This window comes from Arthrobacter ginkgonis, assembly GCF_039540195.1.
Classification (GTDB): Bacteria; Actinomycetota; Actinomycetes; order Actinomycetales; family Micrococcaceae; genus Zafaria; species Zafaria ginkgonis.
Genome location: NZ_BAABEO010000008.1, coordinates 272,220 through 290,391 on the forward strand (window position 1 = coordinate 272,220; position 18,172 = coordinate 290,391).

Annotated in this window: 18 protein-coding genes and 2 pseudogenes; 8 read left to right on the forward strand and 12 right to left on the reverse strand. The window is 66.9% G+C overall.

What is annotated here, in order from left to right; genetic code table 11:
- Nucleotides 1-4: 4 nt before the first annotated feature.
- The 4 genes from ABD912_RS03790 to ABD912_RS03805 form a co-directional block, all read right to left on the reverse strand.
- Nucleotides 5-799 carry a hypothetical protein gene (locus ABD912_RS03790; RefSeq protein ID WP_345148588.1) on the reverse strand — a complete coding sequence of 265 codons (795 nt, stop codon included), beginning with the start codon at nucleotides 797-799 and terminating at the stop codon, nucleotides 5-7.
- Nucleotides 796-2,253, reverse strand: a complete 1,458-nt coding sequence (locus ABD912_RS03795) for a hypothetical protein (protein ID WP_345148590.1) — start codon at nucleotides 2,251-2,253, stop codon at nucleotides 796-798. Before ABD912_RS03795 ends, ABD912_RS03790 begins: the two co-directional genes overlap by 4 nt.
- 440 nt (nucleotides 2,254-2,693) lie before the next feature.
- A complete protein-coding gene (locus ABD912_RS03800) occupies nucleotides 2,694-2,975 on the reverse strand; it encodes a hypothetical protein (RefSeq protein WP_345148591.1) in 282 nt (93 codons plus the stop codon).
- 22 nt (nucleotides 2,976-2,997) lie between these two features.
- Nucleotides 2,998-3,585 carry a hypothetical protein gene (locus tag ABD912_RS03805; protein ID WP_345148592.1) on the reverse strand — a complete coding sequence of 196 codons (588 nt, stop codon included), beginning with the start codon at nucleotides 3,583-3,585 and terminating at the stop codon, nucleotides 2,998-3,000.
- 188 nt (nucleotides 3,586-3,773) lie between these two features.
- Between ABD912_RS03805 and arfB the strand changes: the two genes are divergently transcribed.
- Complete coding sequence (gene arfB, locus ABD912_RS03810) at nucleotides 3,774-4,214, forward strand: alternative ribosome rescue aminoacyl-tRNA hydrolase ArfB (protein ID WP_345148593.1); 441 nt, start codon at nucleotides 3,774-3,776, stop codon at nucleotides 4,212-4,214.
- A gap of 506 nt (nucleotides 4,215-4,720) precedes the next feature.
- Here the strand turns inward: arfB and ABD912_RS03815 are convergent.
- Nucleotides 4,721-4,903, reverse strand: a complete 183-nt coding sequence (locus ABD912_RS03815; RefSeq protein WP_345148594.1) for a hypothetical protein — start codon at nucleotides 4,901-4,903, stop codon at nucleotides 4,721-4,723.
- Nucleotides 4,904-4,924: 21 nt separating this feature from the next.
- Between ABD912_RS03815 and ABD912_RS03820 the strand changes: the two are divergent.
- From ABD912_RS03820 to ABD912_RS03835, 4 genes and pseudogenes are all read left to right on the forward strand, one after another.
- Nucleotides 4,925-5,011 (forward strand): annotated as a pseudogene (locus ABD912_RS03820) (recombinase family protein); the annotation flags it as partial.
- 99 nt (nucleotides 5,012-5,110) lie between these two features.
- The gene (locus ABD912_RS03825; RefSeq protein ID WP_345148595.1) at nucleotides 5,111-5,803 is read left to right on the forward strand and encodes a histidine phosphatase family protein; all 693 of its coding nucleotides are present in this window, start codon (nucleotides 5,111-5,113) and stop codon (nucleotides 5,801-5,803) included.
- 24 nt (nucleotides 5,804-5,827) lie between these two features.
- A complete protein-coding gene (locus tag ABD912_RS03830) occupies nucleotides 5,828-6,382 on the forward strand; it encodes a DUF3090 domain-containing protein (protein ID WP_345148596.1) in 555 nt (184 codons plus the stop codon).
- Nucleotides 6,382-7,149: an SCO1664 family protein gene (locus ABD912_RS03835; RefSeq protein WP_345148597.1), complete on the forward strand. Its 768-nt coding sequence runs from the start codon at nucleotides 6,382-6,384 to the stop codon at nucleotides 7,147-7,149. The genes ABD912_RS03830 and ABD912_RS03835 overlap by 1 nt, the downstream gene beginning before the upstream one ends.
- Nucleotides 7,150-8,161: 1,012 nt before the next feature.
- On the opposite strand, the pseudogene ABD912_RS03840 reads toward ABD912_RS03835, so the two are convergent.
- Nucleotides 8,162-8,303: pseudogene (locus tag ABD912_RS03840) on the reverse strand (transposase); the annotation flags it as partial.
- 288 nt (nucleotides 8,304-8,591) lie between these two features.
- Nucleotides 8,592-11,192, reverse strand: a complete 2,601-nt coding sequence (uvrA, locus tag ABD912_RS03845) for an excinuclease ABC subunit UvrA (protein ID WP_345148598.1) — start codon at nucleotides 11,190-11,192, stop codon at nucleotides 8,592-8,594.
- Nucleotides 11,193-11,214: 22 nt separating this feature from the next.
- Between uvrA and ABD912_RS03850 the strand changes: the two genes are divergently transcribed.
- Complete coding sequence (locus tag ABD912_RS03850) at nucleotides 11,215-11,382, forward strand: winged helix-turn-helix transcriptional regulator (protein ID WP_345148600.1); 168 nt, start codon at nucleotides 11,215-11,217, stop codon at nucleotides 11,380-11,382.
- A gap of 398 nt (nucleotides 11,383-11,780) precedes the next feature.
- Here the strand turns inward: ABD912_RS03850 and ABD912_RS03855 are convergent, their stop codons facing one another.
- The 4 genes from ABD912_RS03855 to ABD912_RS03870 form a co-directional block, all read right to left on the reverse strand.
- Nucleotides 11,781-12,137 carry a zinc ribbon domain-containing protein YjdM gene (locus ABD912_RS03855; RefSeq protein WP_345148601.1) on the reverse strand — a complete coding sequence of 119 codons (357 nt, stop codon included), beginning with the start codon at nucleotides 12,135-12,137 and terminating at the stop codon, nucleotides 11,781-11,783.
- Complete coding sequence (gene ychF, locus ABD912_RS03860) at nucleotides 12,130-13,215, reverse strand: redox-regulated ATPase YchF (protein ID WP_345148602.1); 1,086 nt, start codon at nucleotides 13,213-13,215, stop codon at nucleotides 12,130-12,132. The genes ABD912_RS03855 and ychF overlap by 8 nt, the downstream gene beginning before the upstream one ends.
- A 69-nt stretch (nucleotides 13,216-13,284) precedes the next feature.
- Entirely contained in the window at nucleotides 13,285-14,379 is a 1,095-nt protein-coding gene (locus ABD912_RS03865) for a 4-hydroxy-3-methylbut-2-enyl diphosphate reductase (protein WP_345148603.1), read from the reverse strand.
- Nucleotides 14,380-14,511: 132 nt separating this feature from the next.
- A complete protein-coding gene (locus tag ABD912_RS03870; RefSeq protein WP_345148605.1) occupies nucleotides 14,512-15,486 on the reverse strand; it encodes a hypothetical protein in 975 nt (324 codons plus the stop codon).
- 179 nt (nucleotides 15,487-15,665) lie between these two features.
- Here ABD912_RS03870 and xseA point away from each other — a divergent pair, with 179 nt between their 5' ends.
- On the forward strand, nucleotides 15,666-16,970 hold the full coding sequence (gene xseA / locus ABD912_RS03875; RefSeq protein WP_345148606.1) for an exodeoxyribonuclease VII large subunit: 1,305 nt from the start codon (nucleotides 15,666-15,668) through the stop codon (nucleotides 16,968-16,970).
- Nucleotides 16,967-17,224: an exodeoxyribonuclease VII small subunit gene (locus ABD912_RS03880; RefSeq protein ID WP_345148608.1), complete on the forward strand. Its 258-nt coding sequence runs from the start codon at nucleotides 16,967-16,969 to the stop codon at nucleotides 17,222-17,224. The genes xseA and ABD912_RS03880 overlap by 4 nt, the downstream gene beginning before the upstream one ends.
- A gap of 32 nt (nucleotides 17,225-17,256) precedes the next feature.
- Here the strand turns inward: ABD912_RS03880 and ABD912_RS03885 are convergent, their stop codons facing one another.
- Entirely contained in the window at nucleotides 17,257-18,165 is a 909-nt protein-coding gene (locus tag ABD912_RS03885; protein ID WP_345148609.1) for a PPK2 family polyphosphate kinase, read from the reverse strand.
- Between the last annotated feature and the right edge of the window lie 7 nt (nucleotides 18,166-18,172).

Here is an 18,172-nt window from a genome sequence, read left to right on the forward strand (position 1 = left end):
CTCCTTATAGCGACTGGACGGTGGTGGCGTCCCAACCGACGGTGATGGTGCCGGCACCGTCACTGACCTCGGTGATGCCGAGCGACAGCAACTCCTCGAACATGACCGCGCCAGCCTCCCGGACCTGCGCCCGGTACCGCGGGGTGGTGCGGTAGGTGCCGCCGCGCTCCTCAGAGGTACGGACTAGCAACCCCTGGTCGGCGAGGAACGCCAGCGCCTTGCCAACGATGCCAATCGTGGAGCTGGACAGCTTGCGCCCGTCACCCGTGGTGCCGGTGCGGGCTCGGCGGGCATAGACCCGCCAGGCGGCCTGTATGTCCGGTTCGGCGGTGTCGGTGTCGGGCGTCTCGTCCCCGACGCGGTCGGCCAGCCGGATTGCGGCCTCCCTGACGAATGCGTCGACGCCTTCGACGGTGATCCGCCCGATGTAGGACTCGTCGGCTAGGTCGGCCGGGCGAGGGAAGGCCAGCGTGGCCGCGCCCAGGTGGGCCAGAGCATGCACGACCCGCTCGGCGGCCTTGCCCTCGCTGCTGGTCCGGCGGGCGTAGTCGGTCATCCGGATCGCGAACGCGCTGTCCTCGGTGGAGGCGACTACGATACCGGTGCGCTCGCTGACCCCCAGCACGACCAACTCCAGGCCGGCGGCGACGGCGTGCACGACGGCAGCGAAGTCGTCGTCGGCGCGGGCGCGGGCAACCAGCATGCGGTACTGCTCGTCCCGGGCGGGCAGCAGCTTGGGCCGCAGCCCGTACCCAATGAGCCGGGCGGCGTCGATGATCGTCTCGATGGCGCTGCTCATGCCGCACCCTCCTCGGCGTCGGGGATCAGCGCGGCGCGGGCGACGATGAGGTCGGACCCAGCGAACTCGCGGTCGCGCAGCGGCGTGCCGTCGTCGATGGCCATCAGCACACTGGTCGCGCCATGCCGGACGGCAGCGTGGATCTCCTGAGCGGCCAGCGCCAGTACCCGGACAACGACCAGCGACGGCAGCCACGGGTGAATCTCCCGTGCCTCCTCCAACAGCCCGGACAAACGCCGGGGCGCGTCCGGATCGAGGTCGAGAAGCTCGTCGAGCAGCTCATAGCATTCCCCGGGGAACGGCGGATCCGGTTCGACCTCGTCCAGCTCGGGTTCGGTGACCACGCCCCCGAGGACCTCCCGCTCGGCCGGCGGGGTAATTAGCCCGCACCACAGGTCCGACAGCCGCAACGCCGGCGGCACGATAGGACCAACGCTATGAACGAAAAATGCGCCGAGCACCACGTCCGCGGCGACGACGCTGATCCCCAGTGCGGGCACCAGCAGCTGGGCGTGCAGATCGAGAGTGGCGCCGGCCCGGGTGGGGATGAACGTCTGCCGGTCCTGCTCGGCGCGGAACCGGCGGCCGGCCAGTTGCACGGCGGCCTGCAGCTGCTCGTGGCGGCACAAGCACTCGCGGACGATCTCCACCAGCTGCGCGGCCTGCCGCTTGCGGTCAGCGGTGTCGGCGGCGTCCCGGATCTCGGTGATGTTGAGCAGGATGGCGTTCTCCGCCTTGTACCGGGCCTCGATGTGCCCGACGGCCTCGTCGAGGAACGCCGGCATCTCGGTCAGCCAGTCCACACTGCGCACGTCGCGGCCGGTGGCCTCCAGCTTTTGTCGGAGCATCTCGCCGTACTGGATGGTGCGGTAGCGGGCGGACTGCGCGGCGGCTTGGGCGTCGGAGAGCCGGCCGCGGCGGATGAGGGTGTCCAGACGGAGGTCCGCGGCGATCTGCGCGGACTCGATATCAACCTCCAGCGCACCGACGAGGACGTTGACCGCCTCATTGGTGGCCCGCAGGTAGATCTCCCCGTCGGTGCCGGGAACTTCCTCAAGCAGCTTGAAGTCGAACGCGTAGGTTCGGTACGCCCCGTCGCCGGTGGTCAGCCCGTACAGTGCGCGGAAGCCCCGATCGGCGGAACCGACGTTGATCAGGTTCTCCAGCACCCATCGAGCGACTTTGTGGTGCTCAGCCCCTGACCTGTCGGGCGACTGCTGGGCGGCCTGCTCAGCGAGATCGGCGGTGACCTGCTGCGGGTCGGCACCGGTGTCGAAGTCCATTGCCAGGGTGACCGAATCGATGGCGTGCAGCGCCAGCTCGCTCATCTGGTAGACAGTGAAATCCGCGGTCTGCACCTGCGCCTTGTGCGCGTCGAGGTCGTGCAACGGTGCCGTGCATGCCAGCGCCTTCACGCGCTGGGCAAACCCGACGTCGACAATTTTTGCGGCCACGAACAGCACCATAGACGATGCCTACGACGATTTGTAACGATCTGAGCGGCCAGGTCGCTCTCGACCGCCAGCATCTGTCTGGGCACCCAGGAACCAAGGCTGCACTTCCCCACACTTCCCCGTTACCTATTGGGATCGGAGGGAGCCTGTAAAGCCTTCCCGTTGCCCGCACTCCAAGTCCTCAAAAAAGATGGTTCTTTGCTCCCTCCACCCCCGGCACCTATCGTGACCGGACGGGACCATGCCGCCGGATCAGATCCCCCGTTACTTGATGGGCTGCGGAGGGAACCGGTGAGGCGCCCTCTTGTCTGAACTGCGTCGACAAGCTGGACACAATCTCAGAACTCGCCGCGCCTAAGGCCATTCGGAGGGAGCGAGACGGCTAGGTGCGCATCTCCGGAGTCACGCGGCACTCTTGAGAGGTTAAATCGGAACTCCCCCTATTGACGCAGGCCGAGGTCGACGTCGACCCAGCGGGCCACTGCGCTACTCATCGTTGCGTGCGTGTCGAAGGCGTCCCAGGGGCTATACAGCCTGTGAACGACGTCGCTGGGAACGTTTGGCAGCCGCTTTTCCTTAAGGATCATGCACTGCTTCTGGCGCCCCAACATGTACCCCAACTCGAGCGACACGTTCGGATTGAAATTCCGGTCTTCGATGTCCTCGAATACGGCGATGCCGCGCCGGCTACCCATCATGTACAGCTCGATGTTTGTCCACACGTCGCCGGTGTAGTTGCGGTCGTCAGCGCGAAGGGCTTTGAGCCCCCCGGGCAGCAAGCGTGTCCTTGATCGCGTTGTGGGCTTCGAGCAGCTGTTGCGTCGGGGAGAACCGCATCATGACAAAGAAGTTCTTGTCAGGCTCGGGGTGGTCGGCGAGGAACGAATCCCAGTATGGCTCTAGGTGTTTCAGGTCGTCACTACTCCCGATCTGTTGGCGCCGGAGGGTTTTGTGGATCTCGCCGATGTGCCGCATGGCAGTGGCGGCGAACTGCTTGTCGGACGTGCCTTGCTCTGGGAGAGGAAGGTCTACGAGCGCGCTGACTTCCCATCCGATTTCCTGGCGCAGACCATTTACGATGGTCTCACCCGAAAGCGGACGCTCTTGGCGAGTCCAGCGGATCTCGCTCAAGCCAGTCGCGGGAGCGAACGCGCACCAGATGCGCGCCGGGTCCCAAGCGACGAAGATATTCCACGGCCGCCAGAGTGGCGACGCATGCAACTGCAAACCGTCTGCAGCCATCATGCGTTCAAGCGTTGCCGCAAAACTACTGAGAGCGGTCTTGACGTGCTCGCGCTGTGCATCGGCAAGGTTGGATTCCCCGTAGACCATGGACGCTCCCGGCCACGCGAATGTCACTTCTTCCCACTAGACATTGAAGCGGAACTCCACCACGTTCCGTAGCCGAGCAACCTCAGGTTCGTACACGCTGTAATGTGCGAAGCTTGGCATCCCGCCTTGGCTGCTTCCTACCGGTACTGATCGCGGCAACCGCGTCGGAGTTGCGGGACAATAATCGTGTGGATGACCTGCATGTGCCCCCGGGACCCGGCGCGCCCCGCGGCCTCCGGGTACCGGCGGGAGAGCTGGTCGAGCAGTTCTCCCGAGCCTCCGGCCCTGGTGGCCAGAGCGTCAACACCGCCGACTCACGTGTGCAGCTCAGTCTCGATCTAGGCACGACAACAGCGCTGAGCGAGGTCCAGCGCGAACGCGCCATCGACCGGCTCTCCGAGAGAATCTCGGGCACGGTGCTTACCATCAGCGCCTCCGAGCACCGCTCCCAGTGGCGTAACAGGACTGCGGCGAGGCAACGCCTCGCCGCAGTCCTGCGAGACGCAGTGGCTCCCCCTGTCGTCCGGCGCTTAAGTCTTCCCACGAGTGGCTCGCGGCGTCGTCGACTCGAAGGAAAACGGTTGCGCTCCGAGACCAAGCGCAACCGCAGGCGCCCAAGGCCCGAATGACCTGCCTGCTTGCGCCGATCGCTGGCTCTCTCAGACGTTGAAGCGGAACTCCACCACCACGTTCCGTAATCAAACAACCTGTTGCAGAACAGGGGGTTACGCCAACGAACCTGCTGGCCGATCGTCACGAGATCCGGATTTTCGACGGCTGCTGGCCGACGCCTTGGGCGCCGGCTGATATGCCGGTCTTCGGGCTGGCAGCGGCCACCGGCCACGTACCGGTGGGAGCGGGACTGAACACCGCACGCCAGCGCCTGGAGGCGGACGGAGCCAGTCGGCGGCCGTTCGAATGAGCCGTCTCAGTCAAGGCTCCCAAACCAGACTGCCCCGCACAGCAAACATCCGGTAACCGGGCATTACAGGCAAAGCAGCTATACCACTACTGAAACCCACCACTGCCCTGCCGGTTCACGACGGCTGGGTAACTTTTTTGCACTGCAAGAACCGGATCTACCCGCGCAGTTGCATATTCAAAAGTGACCACCGGCCAGCATTACGTCCGATGGTCAGCGGTTGCGGTCGGGTTCGACCAGCACCAGGATCGTGTCGGGGCGTAGACCGTCGAATTTCATGGCGTCGGCCGCGGCTTCGGACTCCATCATTCGCTGGAACGTGTCCGTGTCCGGGACTTCGACGATCAGCCCGACGCGGTTGGTTTTCTCCGGGCCCACAAAGGTCCGAACAGTCATGCCCAACAGTCCGAAGAGTTCAACCGGGCACGGCCGGGACTCCGGGAAGCGCTGGCCGCCTGCCGAAGCGGGGACACCCTGGTCCGGACCAAACTCGACCGCCTGTCCTCCATGCGGGGGTCGACTTGGGTGGGGGGGGATCTGCCTGTTCGACGCGCGACCCTGTACGGTTCACACCGCCGTCGAGCGGGTGGTTAGGCTGGGTGGATGGCGACAGTCATTCTCGTGCGGCACGGCCGCACCACAGCCAATGCCACCGGACTGCTGGCCGGTCGGTCCGTCGGCGTCAGCCTGGACCAGACCGGGCGGGACCAGGCGGCTCTGACCGGAGACCGGCTAGCGGCCGTGCCCTTAGTCGGGGTGGTGTCGAGCCCTCTTGAGCGTTGTCAGCAGACCGCCCGGCTCATCCTCGATCGCCAGGCTGGCACGCCGTACGCGCCGGTCGATCCCGATCTCACCGAGTGCGATTACGGCCAGTGGCAGGGCCGCACGCTCAGTGATCTCGCGACCGAGGATTTGTGGCCGGTTGTGCAGTCGCAACCGTCCGCCGTCGTCTTTCCCGGCGGTGAATCCATGGCCGCGATGCAGGCTCGTTCAGTGGCAGCGATTCGACGCCACGATGCAGCCTTCGAAGCCGAGTATGGGCCAGGGGCCGTGTGGGCGGCGGTGAGTCACGGTGACATCATCAAGTCAATCCTCGCCGACGCGCTCGGCATGCACCTTGACCTGTTCCAGCGTATTAACGTGGGCCCCGCCTCCGTATCGATCGTGCGCTACGGCGCTAGTCGGCCGAGCGTCTACGCGACCAACACCGACGCGGGTGATCTGTCATGGCTGTCGAACGGCATCCACTCCGGCGATGCGCCGGTGGGCGGCGGTGTAGGGCAAAAGGCGCCATGAACCTCATATGCCTAAAATACTGACATGCCTACACGTGTTCACGAGTTTTCCTGGCCTGATCGGGTCGTCGTTGGCACCATTGGCCTTCCCGGGGCGCGCACGTTCTACCTGCAGGTGCGCGCAGGGACGGAGATCGTGAGTATTGCCCTGGAGAAGCAGCAGTCGGCTCTGCTCGCGGAGAAGATCGACGAAATTCTCGACCAGCTCATCACCGTCGAGGGCAACCCCTTCAGCGTTCCCACGAGTACTCCCATTGAACTTGTCGACAATGACCAGCTCGAGGCCGTTCAGGAGCAGTTTCGCACCGGCGCCATGAGCTTAGGTTGGGACCCAACCACGGCCCAGATCGTAATAGAGGCCCACCCCATCACCGATGTCGATGCTGATGACAACGACGAATCGCTTGATGAGGACGGCGCTAACGAGCCCGAAATGCTGCTGGTGCGAATGCCGGTCGGCACCGCCCGCGCATTCGCCAAGCGCACCCGGGAGATCGTGGACGCCGGGCGTCCGACGTGCCCGCTCTGCGGTTACCCCATAGACGCCGACGGGCACATCTGCACCCTTCCGGAGATCTAATGCCAGCGCCGGACCTAGTGACCGCCGAGCTGACGCTCACCGGCCGCATCATGACTGCTTCAAACGCTACATTTCTGGGCAGCATCGGCGACGTGGCGGTCGTCTATAAGCCGATAGCAGGCGAAAGTCCGCTGTGGGATTTTCCCCACGGCACCCTGGCTCGCCGGGAAGTGGCCGCCTACCTGGTCTCGCAGGTCTTCGGCTGGGACATCGTGCCGCACACCTGGCTGCGCAATGGGCCGATGGGCGAAGGAATGGTGCAGCTCTGGCAGGAGCAAGAACCCGCCCAAAGCGCTGTGAACCTGGTCGCGACGGACCACGTGCCGGAGACGGGCTGGAAACACGTTCTCGAGGGACGAGATGAGAACGGACGGATGGTCGCCCTCGTTCACGAAGACTCGCCAGCGCTCAGACGCATGGCGGTGTTCGACATCGTCGTCAACAACGCCGACCGCAAAGGCGACCACATTCTTGCCATGACGGATGGACACCGGCACGGCGTGGACCATGGGCTCACCTTTCACCGTGACCACAAGCTGCGCACGGTGCTGTGGGGATGGCTGGGAGACGCTCTAACCGCCGAGGAACGCGACGGCATAGAGCGTGTCAGCGAAGGACTGCACGGTGAGCTGGGCCGAAACCTGGCGGACTTGCTCAGCACCGACGAAATCGCATTGCTCGCCGCGCGCTGCGCCCGGTTGCGCTTGGCAGGGCGGTTTCCGGCTCCGAGCGGTGAGATGCCGGCGGTGCCTTGGCCGCTGTTCTAAGGGAATTACGGCTACGGGCTTCGCCGGTGACGTTGAGCCGTCCTCTGCGGGCGCGCCCGCAGAGCGGATCCAACGCGAGGCAAGAACGGTGCCTTAAGTCTTTTGAACGACTTTGATTGCGGCCACGAGTTTAGCCAGCCATTCCTTTTATGCAGCAAAATGCTGGCGGCATCATTTTGGACTGGGCAAGCGTCCGCAAAAGCGCATGGCCGCTAAGAACATGTGTTCTTAGCGGCCATGCGCAATAGGTCTCAGGAGGTCAGGAACTAAACATTGAATCTAAATTCAACCGCGTTCCGTCATAAATTAACCTCTGGTCGTTCGGCCGTCGGCAGGTCCGCCCGCACTTGGAGGCGCCAGACTTCGACGTCAACGACGTTGCCCTGACCGGGCCCGCCATGCAAGCAGGCAGGCCTACTTCTCGCCAGCGGCACCGACTAAAACCTAGCGGGTACATGCCAGTGAGGCGCCGCCGCTATCCGCGGCATATGGCTCTCGCCCTTGTACTACCCAACTGGTTGTTCAGGAGCCAAATGTGATTTCTCCAGGACGGAGCTCTGCTGACTGGGCGTCCTTTCCAACATCTGTCCTACTCGCAGGATCGCATCACGTATTGATCCGGCATCGGCCACTGTCAGTTGCTGCAGGACCAGGCCCTCGAGGGACGCGAAAATTGCCCGCGCCAATGGGCCTGACTCTTGGTAGCCGTGTTTCTGCAGGGCTTGTTGCATCGACGCGACGTAGAAGCTGAATCCGGAATCGGTCACCCGCCTAGGTGCTCATTGTCGTACTCGTGGGTCTTCGCACTCGTCCTCCTCGCGGGGCTCAGCGGCCTGATCCTCGTGGCCTTCGGCCTGCCGAGTGCCGTCAAGCTGGTTCGCCACCTCTCCTATCCGGTCCTGACCGTGCGCTGCACTGCACGCCAACTGCATGGCCGGCTCTGGGCGGCGAAATCCGACACCGTCGTGGCCGCCGCCAAGCGCGGCCTCATCGCCCGTGCTGGTCACCACGGGAACGGCGGCAACTGCTCCCGCGGCAGATCACGCCACGGGATCCCAGTCCGGTACCGGTACGCGATGCCCTCGACCACCCGGCGGTGGTCACCGAAGGGGTGACCACCTCCGGCCTTGGTTCGAGGGCCGCAGCGGCTCGATTCGCTCCCGCTGCTCGTCCGTGAATACCTGAAACCGCGCCCCTGTCGGCCTAACCTGACCAGATTGCCGCGAGCCTCATCGCGTGGATATGGAGACACGCTGCAGCTGGCCTCGACGCTGCTGTGTTCCGCAACGCTCCTGCCCGTCCCTGACCTACAGAGGTCATTTACGGTGTTAGCCGGTCCAACAGTATCTGGTCATAGCGGCGCCAAGGTGTGCGTGCCAGGCACGCTTTCAAGGCGTAGAGCAGCCTAGGACCGTTTTCGAGAAGCTATTTTCACTGTCTTTTCAGGGTTGTCTTAGGTGTGCGGCTGCCAGGTATGGCGCCGTCCGGCTCTTTGTGGAGCGCGCGACCACGGCTGGTGTTCCGGCGGCGATGATCTGGCCGCCGGCGTCGCCCCCGGCGGGTCCCAGGTCGATCACCCAGTCAGCGCCCGCCACCACATCCATCTCGTGTTCGACCACGATCACGGTGTTGCCGGCGTCAACGAGCCGGTGCAGCTGCGCCATCAGAAGCTGGACATCGGCGGGGTGCAATCCTGTGGTGGGCTCATCCAGCAGATAGAGCGTGTGGCCACGCTGGGCGCGCTGCAGTTCGGTGGCGAGCTTGATGCGCTGGGCCTCGCCGCCGGAGAGCTCGGTGGCGGGCTGGCCCAGCCTCAGGTAGCCCAGACCCACCTCGCGCAGGGTCTGGAGGCTGCGCGCGGCGGTGGGGACGTCGGAGAGGAACTCGGCGGCGGTGTTCACCGTCATGGCCAAAACATCGGCGATGTTCTGGCCGCGGTAAGTAACCTCCAGCGTTTCCGGCTTGTACCGCGAGCCGTGGCACTCCGGGCAGGGCCCGTAGCTGCCGGGCAAGAACAGCAGTTCCACGGCTACGAATCCTTCCCCCTGACAGGTCTCACAGCGGCCCCCGGCCACATTGAAGGAAAACCGTCCGGCGTCGAAGCCGCGGGCGCGGGCCTCGTCCGTGGCGGCGAATTCCCTCCGAACGGCGTCGAAGAGTCCCGTGTAGGTCGCGAGGTTGGAGCGCGGAGTGCGGCCGATCGGCTTCTGGTCGACCTTCACCAGCCGGTCCAGCTGATCCAGCCCGGAGACGGATTCCAAGGTCAGCGATCTGGCGGGGTTCCCGGCTGCGGAGCCTTGGTCCTCCGGCGCCGGATCCCCCGTAGCGTCGGCGTCCGGACGCAGTCGAGCGCCGACCATCTCGGCGAGAACTTGGCTGACCAGGGTCGACTTGCCTGAGCCGGACACACCGGTTACCGCGGTCAGCACCCCCAGCGGAAAGTCGGCGTCGAGCTTGCGCAGGTTATGCCGGCTGATGTCCCGTAGTTCCAGCCAACCCACTGCTTCCCGGCGGGCACCACTGCTGCGGGCACCGTCGGCGACCGAACCGCCATCGGCCGTCCCATCGGAACCGTTCGGGAACAAGAACGGCCTCGTCACGGACTTGGGGACCTTGGCGAGGCCAGCTACCGGGCCGCTGTAGAGCACCTCGCCTCCTCCTTCACCGGCGCGCGGACCCACATCCACCAGCCAGTCCGCGCGGCGTACCACGTCCATGTTGTGCTCCACCACGAACACGGAGTTGCCGGAGGACTTGAGTTGGTCCAGGACCGCGAGCAAGGGTTCGGCGTCGGCGGGGTGCAGACCGGCCGAGGGCTCGTCGAGCACGTAGATCACGCCGAACAACCCGGAGCGGAGCTGGGTGGCGATCCGGAGGCGCTGCATCTCCCCGGGAGAGAGCGTGGGGGTGGAGCGGCCCAGGGCAAGGTAACCCAGCCCCAAGTCCAACAGCACGGTGATCCGCAGCAGCAGGTCCCGGGTAATGGCGACGGCCACCTCGTTGCCTTCGCCTGAGGACTGCTTGCGCGAGGCGGTACCGGCTGCTGTGAGTTCCGTGGTGGGCCGGATTATTTCGGCCAATTCGGTCATCGGCATGACGTTGAGCTCGGCGATGGTCTTTCCGGCGAAGGTCACGGCCAAGGCTTCCGCCCTGAGCCCGCTACCGCCACAGCGCGGGCACGGTCCGGTCTGCATGAAGCGCAGCACGCGGTCGCGCATGGTGGTGCTTTTGGAGTCGGCCAAGGTGTGCAGCACATAGCTCCGGGCGCTCCAGAATCGGCCCTTGTACGGCTTGGCGACGCGGTCACGTTGCGGCGTCACTTCCACCACGGGCTGCTCTTCGGTGAAAAGGATCCAGTCGCGGTCCTTCTTGGGTAACTTCCGCCAGGGGGTTTCGATGTCGTAGCCGAGGTGGGTAAGGATGTCGCGCAGGTTCTTGCCCTGCCAGCCACCGGGCCAGGCGGCGATGGCGCCGTCGCGGATGCTGAGGGAGGGATCAGGGACCAGGGAGGCTTCGCTGACGGTGTGCGCGAGGCCCAAGCCGTGACATTCCGGGCAGGCACCGGCCGCAGTGTTCGGGGAGAAGGCGTCCGAGTCCAGCTGACCGGAACCCTCCGGGTAGCTGCCGGCACGCGAGAAAAGCATGCGCAGCGAGTTGGACAGCGTGGTGACAGTGCCGACGGTGGAACGAGCCGTGGCCGTGCCGCGGCGCTGCTGAAGCGCGACGGCGGGCGGCAGACCCGTGATCTGCTCCACCTTCGGGTTGTGCCCCTGCTGGATGAGCCGGCGGGCGTACGGCGCGACTGATTCGAAGTACCGGCGCTGGGCTTCGGCATAGATGGTGCCGAAGGCCAAGGACGACTTCCCTGAGCCTGATACGCCGGTAAACGCCACGATGGCGTCGCGAGGCACGTCAACATCCACGTTGCGCAGGTTGTTTTCCTGGGCGCCACGGACCCGGACAAAGCCGTCTGTAGAGTGGTCGGGAGCCAGCGTGGACAAGGTTAGCCCCGGCAGATCGGAAGCATTCTGTTCACTAGTCATCAATCCGACTCTATCGGTGACCGTGAGTCCGTGCAGACGCCGGCTGGTCAACAGTAACGCCCAGGCGACCATCCCGCCGAGAGCGGACTACAGCCTGACCAGCCGCGGCTACGAGCTGAGCGCGTTGTTGGTTCCGCTCGCCACATGGGCATTCGAGAACGCCGACGACATCATCAACGGCCAGCGCTGAACCGGAACTTGGCCGCTCCCGAGGGACGCCGCTACAAATACGGCGGCCCGGTACCTGCGGAGGCAGAACTCTCGGAATTCCTGCCCGCCTGGTGAGTCGGGCATGGTGCACACTGGCGATGACTAGACGTAGGCGGGCGGGACAGCGTCTTTTTGGTACGGCAATCAAGCGGATGATTTAAAGGCCGCAGGCGTTCTAGGCGATGCGCGAGCTGCTGCCAGGCGACTTCGCGCCCTTGCTGGCGCTATCGAGCATCCGTCTCGGAGCGCCGCCTAGCTGGAACCTACAGAATGCGCTTTGGCTCGTAGCGCGGACAATGCATCGATTGGTCTTCGATGATCCAGTTGTGAACAGGCTCGTCGACGACGAAACCCCTGTCCATTGGGAGTGGCCGCGGGTCAGAGGACCTTCTTCACCACGCTGGACTTCAGTTGCATCCGCCCAAACCCGGGAACGGTCGCATCAATGTCGTGATCGCCCACGCCGTCCTCAATGAGTCGGATGCCGCGCACCTTCGTGCCGACCTTCACCACACCGCCACCGGCGCCCTTGACCTTAAGGTCCTTGACGATCGTGACCGTGTCACCATCGGCGAGCACATTGCCAACGGCATCCTTGATCAAAGCGGCCTCAGGCTTGGCCTCACCCGAGTCTTTTGACCATTCGTGGCCGCACATCGGGCACACCAGCAAGGCGCCCTGCTCGTAGCTGAACGCCTCGTGGCACTCCGGGCAAGCAGGCAGAGCGTCAGACATTGAAGCGGAATTCAACCACGTCGCCATCGCGCATGACGTAGTCCTTGCCTTCCATGCGGGCCTTGCCGGCGGCGCGGGCCGCGGCCACGGAGCCGGTCTCGACCAAGTCGTGGAAACCGATGACCTCGGCCTTGATGAAGCCGCGCTGGAAGTCCGTGTGGATGACGCCGGCCGCCTGCGGGGCCGTGTCGCCCTGGTGGATCGTCCAGGCGCGGGTTTCCTTCGGTCCGGCAGTCAGGTAGGACTGCAGGCCCAGCGTGTCGTAGCCCACGCGGGCCAGCTTCTCCAGGCCGGACTCGGCGTAGCCGGCGTCGGCCAGCATCTCCTCGGCCTCCTCCTCGGTCAGCTCCACCAGCTCGGCCTCGAACTGGGCGTCCAGGAAGATGGCCTCGGCCGGGGCCACCAGGGCGGAGAGCTTGGCCTTGAGGGCCTCGTCGGCCAGCCCGGCCTCGTCCATGTTGAACACGTAGATGAACGGCTTGGTGGTCATCAGCTGCAGCGGGGCCAGCTCGGCCAGGTCGAGCTTGGCCGCGGCGGCACCGGCGAACAGCGTCGTGCCGGACTCCAGGACGGCCTGCGCGGCCTTGACCGTTTCCAGGAAGGACGCCTCGACCTTCTTGGCGCGCAGTTCCTTCTCGAGGCGCGGCATCTGGTTCTCGATGGTCTGCAGGTCCGCGAGGATCAACTCGGTGGCGATCACCTCGATGTCGGAGGCCGGGTCCACCTCGCCGCTGACGTGGATCACGTCCGGGTCGGCGAAGGCGCGGGTGACCTGGCAGATCGCGTCCGCCTCGCGGATGTTGGCGAGGAACTTGTTGCCCAGGCCCTCACCCTCGGAGGCGCCCTTGACGATGCCGGCGATGTCCACGAAGGACACGGTCGCGGGCAGGATGCGCTCGGAGGCGAAGATTTCGGCCAGCACCTTCAGCCGGGAGTCCGGCAGGGGGACCACGCCCACGTTGGGTTCGATGGTCGCGAACGGGTAGTTCGCGGCGAGGACCTGCGCGCGCGTCAGGGCGTTGAACATGGTTGACTTGCCGACGTTGGGCAGTCCGACGATTCCGATAGTAAGAGCCACGGGAAACGATTCTACCGGTCTTCCGCGTCCGGCCGGCCCCCCGGCTGCGGAGGCCGGCCGGACGGCCGGTTAGCTGACCGGGCGGGTGCCGCGGCCGCCGAGCCCGCGGGTGCCGTCGCCGGCCTCCTTGAGCTTGGCGCGCAGCTCCTTGGGCAGCGAGAAGAGGATGTCCTCCTCGGCGGTGACGACCTCGTCCACCTGCCCGTAGCCGTACTCGGCGAGCAGCCGCAGCACGTCCTGGACCAGGACCTCGGGCACGGAGGCCCCGGAGGTGACGCCGACGCTGGCGACGCCCTCGAACCAGGCCTCGTCGATCTCGTTGGCGAAGTCGACGCGGTGCGCGGCCTGGGCCCCGTACTCGAGCGCCACCTCGACCAGGCGCACCGAGTTGGAGGAGTTGGCCGAACCAACGACCACCACCAGGTCCGCCTGCGGGGCGATTTTCTTGATCGCGGCCTGCCGGTTGGAGGTGGCGTAGCAGATGTCGTCGCTGGGCGGATCCTGCAGGTTCGGGAACCGCTCACGCAGGATGTTCACGATCTCCATCGTCTCGTCGACCGATAGCGTGGTCTGGGAGAGCCAGATCAGGCGGTCGGGATCCTCGACCTCCACGGTGCGGGCCTCGGCAGGGTTGTTCACGATCGTGGTGCTCTCCGGCGCCTCGCCGTAGGTGCCCTCAACCTCCTCATGGCCCTCGTGGCCGATGAGCAGGATGTGGTTCTCGGCCTTGGCGAAGCGCACGGCCTCGCGGTGCACCTTGGTCACCAGCGGGCAGGTGGCGTCGATGGTGCGCAGGTTGCGGTCCTCGGCCGACTGCACGACGGCGGGGCTGACGCCGTGCGCGGAAAAGATCACCAGGGCGCCCTCGGGAACCTCGTCGGTTTCCTCGACGAAGACCGCGCCGCGCTCCTCCAGCGTGCTCACGACGTGCTTGTTGTGCACGATCTCCTTGCGCACGTACACCGGGGCCCCGTAGTGCTCCAGCGCCTTCTCGACGGCGATAACGGCGCGGTCGACGCCTGCGCAGTAGCCGCGCGGCGCGGCCAGCAGGACCCGCTTGTCGCCGAGGACCGGGGCTGCCGCTGCGATTTCCTCCGGGCTGCGGCGACGGCGCGGCACGGTGGGCATGGGGACGGACACCGGAGCGGCGGAAGTCGTAGGCATGCACCAATTCTACCGTTCGCCCGCCCGGCCCCGGTTTTCGCGCGGCGTTCGCCCGACTTGCCCCGGTAAGCGCGGGGCAGCAGGGTCCCCCGCGTGGCGACGAAGTCGACACGAGAGGGCCTGCCCCGCGCGTTAGGCGGTGGGATGGCGCCGGGCGAGCACCACGGCGGTGGTTGCCCCGCCGACGGCCACAACGGCCCCGATGGCGACGATCCACCACGACACCGCGGACAGCTGCGCGGACGCCTCGTTCAGCGCGGCGTCGGCCACGGCCGCCGCCACGGCGCCGCTGGTGGTAACGGAACCGGGCAGCCGGCCCGCGAGGACGACGCCGACGATCCCCACCAGCGCGGCGACGGCACCGCCGACGGCGAGCACCGCCCACCGCAGCCTGGGTCCGGCCAGCCACAGCGCCGCCCCCGCGGCCACGGCGGCCAACAGCGCGTACCAGGGCCAGGCGGCGGCGGCCTTGAGCCCAGCTGCGGCGGTGGATGCCGGAAGGTCCTCGGCGGTGGGTGCTCCGGTGTCGATGGGGAGGTTGACGTCCGTTCCCAAGGTGTCGAGGAGGCCGCCGAAGCCCAGCGCGGTGGTCCGCTCGTGGACCCGTTCCAGGACCAGGCTGGCGATCGGCCCGGCTTCGAGGACGAAGGTCACCTCGTCCGGCGACCCGGCGGCGGCCGCGGCCTTGACCCGTTCCACGTAGGAGGCCCGGCTCTGGTCCACGGTCTCGTTGAGGGCGGCCTGGAACCCGGGATCGTCGAGTATGCCGTCGACCACGTCCCCCACGGTCTCCTGGAGCCTCGCCTGCATCCGGTCCTGGAGCCGGTCGGGCACCGGGAGCCGGTCCGGAATCCGGTCGAGCAGGCGGCTGGAGATCTCGGCGGGCAGCGCCTCGCGCAGTGCCGGGTCGTTTGCCAGCGCGGTGGCGACCTCCGTGGTGGGGCCGCTGGTGGTGGCCACGCGGTCGGCGTAGGCCGCGTAGGCGGACGCGCAGGCCGCCAGGGCAGCCACCACGATCAGCACCCACGCGAGCACGTGGCGCCACCATCCGCCCGAGTCGGTTGCCGGCGCGGCCGCCTGGCCGCTGCCCGTTGATTCGTAGCCCATGTGCACCGTCCCTGTGTTTCGGCATCCCGGCGACGTCCCACTGCCCACTGTGTCCGGCTGCCCAACATGTTCAACTGCCCAATCCGTCTCAGAGTACTGGTAGGAATGGATGCGGAACAGTAATGGCGACAGCCATGGCAAGGCACGCTGCCGGCACGGCACGCGGGAAGGATGGACACGTGGACGAGGAAGCCGGCCCGGCCGCGGCGCCGCAGGCGACCGCACCGCAGGCGACCGCGCTGCCGCCCACCGCGGCGCAGACGTCGCCGGAGGCGCCGTGGCCGCTGCGCCTGTACTCGGAGAACCTGAAGGCCCACGTCGAACGGGCCCCCGAGGCCTGGATCGAGGGCCAGCTACTCGAGGCCAACATCCGCAACGGCCACGCCTACCTGACCATGCGCGACGTCGACGTCGAGTACTCGCTCTCGGTGAACGTCTGGGCCTCGGTGATGCGCACCCTCGACACCCGCCCGGAGGTCGGTTCGCGGGTGGTGGCCCGGGTCCGTCCCAGCTTCTACCTCAAGACCGGGCGACTGTCGATGAACGCCTCGGACCTGCGCCCGGTGGGCCTGGGCGACCTGCTGGCCCGGCTGGAACGGCTGCGCCAGGCGCTGCAGGCGGAGGGGTTGTTCGATCCGGCACGCAAGAAGCCGCTGCCGGTGCTCCCACTGTGCATTGGCCTGATCACCGGGCGCGATTCCGACGCCGAGAAGGACGTCGTGCGCAACGCGACGCTGCGCTGGCCGGCGGTGCGTTTCAGCGTGCGCAACACCGCGGTCCAGGGCGTCAATTGCGTGCCCGAGGTCATTGCGGCGCTGCGCGGGCTCGACGCCGATCCGGAGGTCGACGTGATCGTGATCGCGCGCGGCGGCGGGGCGCTGGAGGACCTGCTGCCTTTCAGCTCCGAGGAACTGGTGCGTGCCGTCGCGGAGACGAGCACCCCCGTGGTCTCGGCGATCGGCCACGAGGCCGACCGCCCGATCCTCGACGACGTCGCCGACCTGCGCGCCTCCACCCCCACCGACGCCGCGAAGCGGATCGTCCCCGATCTCGGCGAGGAGCTCCAACGGCTGGCGCTGGCGCGCACCCGGCTGGACCGCTCCGTGCGCCACTTCGTGGAGCGGGAGGGACAGCGGCTGGAGTCGCTGCGCTCCCGTCCGGTGCTGGCGTACCCTGAGCAGCTGGTGTCCCGGCTCTCCGAGGACGTGGAACGACTGCGCGGCAGGTCGCTGACCGCGGTGCGGGGAGCCCTGGTCCGCGGGGCCGACGGGGTCGCCCACCTGCGCGCCCAGGTGCGGGCCCTGTCCCCGCAGCAGACGCTGGACCGCGGCTACGCCGTCGTGCAGCGGCCGGACGGCGCCGTGGTGCGCGACCCGGCCGAGGCCCCCGCCGGCACCGAACTGTCGGTGCGCCTCGCGCGCGGGCGCCTCTCCGCCGTCGTCCTTGAAACAGACCAACCCACCCAGGAAGGGACCCCCGCATGAGCGCCGAGCAAGGCAACAGCCAGAACCCCCAGCAGAATCAGGTCACCGCCGATCCGGCCATTGCCAACCTGAGCTACGAGCAGGCCCGCGAGGAACTGGTGGCCGTGGTTTCCCAGTTGGAGGCCGGCGGCGCGACCCTGGAGCAGTCCCTGGCGCTGTGGGAGCGCGGGGAGGCCCTGGCCGCGCGCTGCGAGGCGTGGCTGGAAGGCGCCCGGCAGCGGCTGGACGCCGCCCGCAAGCCCGCCGGGGAATAAGCCGGCGGGGCCCTGCTGATGGATACGGCCCGCTAGGACTTCGCAAGCCGGCGGCGCTGCTCCGCAACGTCGAAGGCGGGCGCGGGCCACTGCGGATCGATGGCGTGCAGGACGTCGATGAGCAGCTGCTGGACGGCGATGCGGGCGTACCACTTCTTGTTGGCCGGAACCACGTACCAGGGCGCGTCGTCGGTGCGGGTGCGTTCGATGGCGATCCGGTAGGCCTCCATGTAGTCGTCCCAGCGCCGGCGTTCGTCGATGTCCCCCGGGCCGAACTTCCAGTGCTTGTCCGGCCGGTCCAGCCGCTCCAGCAGGCGGTCGCGCTGCTCGTCCTTGGAGATGTGCAGCATCACCTTGACGATGCGTGTCCCGCCGCCGGCCACCAGTTCCTCGAACTGGCGGATCGCCCCGTAGCGGCGTTCGATCTCCTCCGGCGCGGCCAGCCCGCGGACCCGCTGGACCAGCACGTCCTCGTAATGGGAACGGTCGAACACCCCGATGATGCCGGCCTCGGGCAGCTGGCGCTCCACGCGCCAGAGGAAGTCATGGGCCCGGTCCTCATCGGTGGGCGCCTTGAAGGCGTGGTGGTGGATCCCCTGCGGGTCCGCCGAACCCATCACGTGGCGCACGATCCCGCCCTTGCCGGCGGTGTCCATGGCCTGCAGGATCAGCAGGACGCTGTTGCGCGCCCCCACGCGGGACGCGGCGAAGAGCCGTTCCTGGAGGGCATCGAGTTCGCCGTCGCTGGCCAGCAGCGCCGCGGCGCCCTCCTCCTTGGTTCCGGAAAACCCGGGGGTCGCGTCAGGGTCCACGTCCTCCAGCCGGAAACCGGCCCCGGCGCGCAGCAGCACGCTGGGGCTGGTTTCGAAGCGGGACGAACCCACGACGACGGCACGCGCCTCCGGGCCGGATCCGTTGCCATTGCCGTTTCCGTTGCCCATCAGGCCT

Excerpts from the sequence above, each read along its gene's own strand:
- ABD912_RS03790 (WP_345148588.1), bottom strand. The coding sequence starts at position 799 with ATGAGCAGCGCCATCGAGACGATCATCGACGCCGCCCGGCTCATTGGG.
- uvrA (WP_345148598.1), bottom strand. The coding sequence starts at position 11,192 with ATGACTAGTGAACAGAATGCTTCCGATCTGCCGGGGCTAACCTTGTCC.
- ABD912_RS03885 (WP_345148609.1), bottom strand. The coding sequence starts at position 18,165 with ATGGGCAACGGAAACGGCAATGGCAACGGATCCGGCCCGGAGGCGCGT.
- ABD912_RS03880 (WP_345148608.1), top strand. The coding sequence starts at position 16,967 with ATGAGCGCCGAGCAAGGCAACAGCCAGAACCCCCAGCAGAATCAGGTC.
- ABD912_RS03865 (WP_345148603.1), bottom strand. The coding sequence starts at position 14,379 with ATGCCTACGACTTCCGCCGCTCCGGTGTCCGTCCCCATGCCCACCGTG.
- ABD912_RS03830 (WP_345148596.1), top strand. The coding sequence starts at position 5,828 with ATGCCTACACGTGTTCACGAGTTTTCCTGGCCTGATCGGGTCGTCGTT.
- ABD912_RS03870 (WP_345148605.1), bottom strand. The coding sequence starts at position 15,486 with ATGGGCTACGAATCAACGGGCAGCGGCCAGGCGGCCGCGCCGGCAACC.
- ABD912_RS03855 (WP_345148601.1), bottom strand. The coding sequence starts at position 12,137 with ATGTCTGACGCTCTGCCTGCTTGCCCGGAGTGCCACGAGGCGTTCAGC.
- ABD912_RS03815 (WP_345148594.1), bottom strand. The coding sequence starts at position 4,903 with ATGACTGTTCGGACCTTTGTGGGCCCGGAGAAAACCAACCGCGTCGGG.
- ABD912_RS03835 (WP_345148597.1), top strand. The coding sequence starts at position 6,382 with ATGCCAGCGCCGGACCTAGTGACCGCCGAGCTGACGCTCACCGGCCGC.
- ABD912_RS03805 (WP_345148592.1), bottom strand. The coding sequence starts at position 3,585 with ATGGTCTACGGGGAATCCAACCTTGCCGATGCACAGCGCGAGCACGTC.
- ABD912_RS03825 (WP_345148595.1), top strand. The coding sequence starts at position 5,111 with ATGGCGACAGTCATTCTCGTGCGGCACGGCCGCACCACAGCCAATGCC.